Origin of the sequence: Streptomyces sp. PU-14G (genome assembly GCF_041028275.1) — a bacterium.
In the GTDB taxonomy this organism is placed as follows: Bacteria; Actinomycetota; Actinomycetes; order Streptomycetales; family Streptomycetaceae; genus Streptomyces.
On sequence record NZ_JASKYT010000647.1, the window covers coordinates 1 to 2,074 of the forward strand.

Annotated in this window: 1 protein-coding gene and 1 tRNA gene; both read right to left on the bottom strand. The window is 72.3% G+C overall.

Annotation, left to right across the window (positions count from 1 at the left end; translation table 11 throughout):
• Window positions 1-459: 459 nt before the first annotated feature.
• A tRNA-Ser gene (locus AB8Z75_RS34365) sits at window positions 460-546 on the bottom strand.
• 45 nt (window positions 547-591) lie between these two features.
• The gene (locus tag AB8Z75_RS34370; protein WP_369208979.1) at window positions 592-2,034 is read right to left on the bottom strand and encodes a S1C family serine protease; all 1,443 of its coding nucleotides are present in this window, start codon (window positions 2,032-2,034) and stop codon (window positions 592-594) included.
• Window positions 2,035-2,074 lie beyond the last annotated feature (40 nt).

A 2,074-nucleotide genomic window follows, 5' to 3' on the forward strand; every position in this document is an offset into this window, starting at 1 on the left:
CCGTTCACGCCCCCGAGACCGCCCCGGCACCCGGGGACCTGTCCGCGTCCGTACCGCCCGCCACGCCCTGTTGCTCCCCGCGCCGCCTCCACGGTCAGCCGGCCCTGCGGGATGCGCAGCGTCACGCCCCGCAGATTGTTCTGCCACCCTTCCCGCAGCACGATCTCCCCGGCCACCGGACCTCCTCACTCGTCGGAAGGTCCCACCCTGAGCACGAAACCGGACATCTCCTGGTTGCTTCGCCGCACAGTTCGTCCCAGGCCAACCGTGCCGCCCCCGAGGGGCCGGGACGCCCCCACCGCGCGCGCCCCCGGCAAACCGCACCTCCCGCCGACAGCCGACAGCCGACAGCCGACAGCCGACAGCCGACAGCCGGAGGATCCGTCGCGGCTCGCACACGGCGAAGGGGCACCACCCGCACGGTGGTGCCCCTTACGAACCGGGCCTTTACTCAGGCTGCGGAGGCGGTGGGATTTGAACCCACGGAGGTGTCGCCACCTCTACGGTTTTCAAGACCGCTCCCTTCGGCCGCTCGGGCACGCCTCCCCGCGTCGCCGGTTCCGGCGATGCGGGGAACAGCCTAGCGCGTGGTCACTTGTCGCCCTTGCGGGAGCCGAGGGTCAGCTCGACGGTGTGCTCCTTGCCGTCGCGCTCGTAGGTGACCTCGACCTTTTCGCCCGGCTTGTGCGACCAGATGGTGCCGATCAGGGTGGGGCCGCTGTCGATCACCGTGTCGCCCAGCTTGGTGATGACGTCACCCGGCTTGAGGCCCGCCTTGTCGGCGGGACCGTTCGGCGTGACGGGCTCGGTGCCGTTCTCTCCGTTGCGGGAGATGGTGGCGCCCTTGCCCTCACCACCGAGCTGCACCGTGGCGCCGATCATCGGGTAGACGGGCTCGCCGGTTTCGATGAGCTGTTCGGCCACGCGCTTCGCCTGGTTGGAGGGGATGGCGAAACCGAGACCCACGCTGCCGGACTGACCGCCGCCCTCCATGCCGCCACCGCCGCCGCCCGACTGGATGGCGGAGTTGACGCCGATGACGGCGCCCTGCGAGTTCAGCAGGGGGCCACCGGAGTTGCCGGGGTTGATGGAGGCGTCCGTCTGGAGCGCGTTCATGTACGAGGCCTGGCTGCCCTGGCCGTCGCTCGAGGCCACCGGACGGTTCTTCGCGCTGACGATGCCCGTGGTGACCGTGCCCGAAAGTCCGAAGGGAGCACCGATCGCGATCGTGGCGTCACCGACGGCCACCTCGCCCGAGTTGGCCACCGGCAGCGGATCCAGCTTGCGGTCACCGACGCCGCTCAGCTTGAGGACGGCGATGTCGTACCCCTGCGCGTTGCCGACGACGTGGGCGTCGTACTTCTTGCCGTCGGAGAACGTCGCGGTCAGCTTGCCGCCCTGCGTCGCGTTGGCGACCACGTGGTTGTTGGTGAGGATGTGGCCTTCCTTGTCGAAGACGAAGCCCGTGCCCGTGCCCTCCTCACCACCACCGGACGAGCGGATGGTGACGACGCTCGGCAGCGCCTTGGCGGCTATCCCCGCGACGGACTTGGGCGAGCGGTTGAGCTTCTCGGGGTCGGCGGAGGAGCTGATGGTGGTGCTGCCGCCGTCCGAGCGGTCGGCCGCCCAGAAACCGATACCTCCGCCGATGCCGCCGGCGACGAGCGCGGCGACGACCACGCCGACGATCAGGCCGTTGCGGCGCTTCTTGCCGCCGGGCTCCGGGCCGCCGGGGCCAGAGCCCGGGGGCATCGCCCACGGGTCGTGCGGAGGCATCCCGCCACCGCCGGAACCGCCCGGGCCCACCGGACCGCCGGGACCGCCAGGCCCGCCAGGGCCACCGCCGTACGGCGGTGGGGGCGGCGGCGCCGGGTGACCCGTGCTGCCGTGGCCCCAGCCGCCTGCCTGTCCCGTGCCGCCGTCTCCCGCGGTTCCGTAACCGCCCGAGTCGACGGTTCCGGCCGGACCGTCCGGCTGGTGCGGGCGGCCGGCTCCGCCGGGCTCGGACGTGCTCATGCCGGGGCCGCCGGACATCGCGGCGGCGCCGGAGGCGGCCACGGTCTCGGTGGTGGGC

Excerpts from the sequence above, each read along its gene's own strand:
- AB8Z75_RS34370 (WP_369208979.1), bottom strand. The coding sequence starts at position 2,034 with ATGTCCGGCGGCCCCGGCATGAGCACGTCCGAGCCCGGCGGAGCCGGC.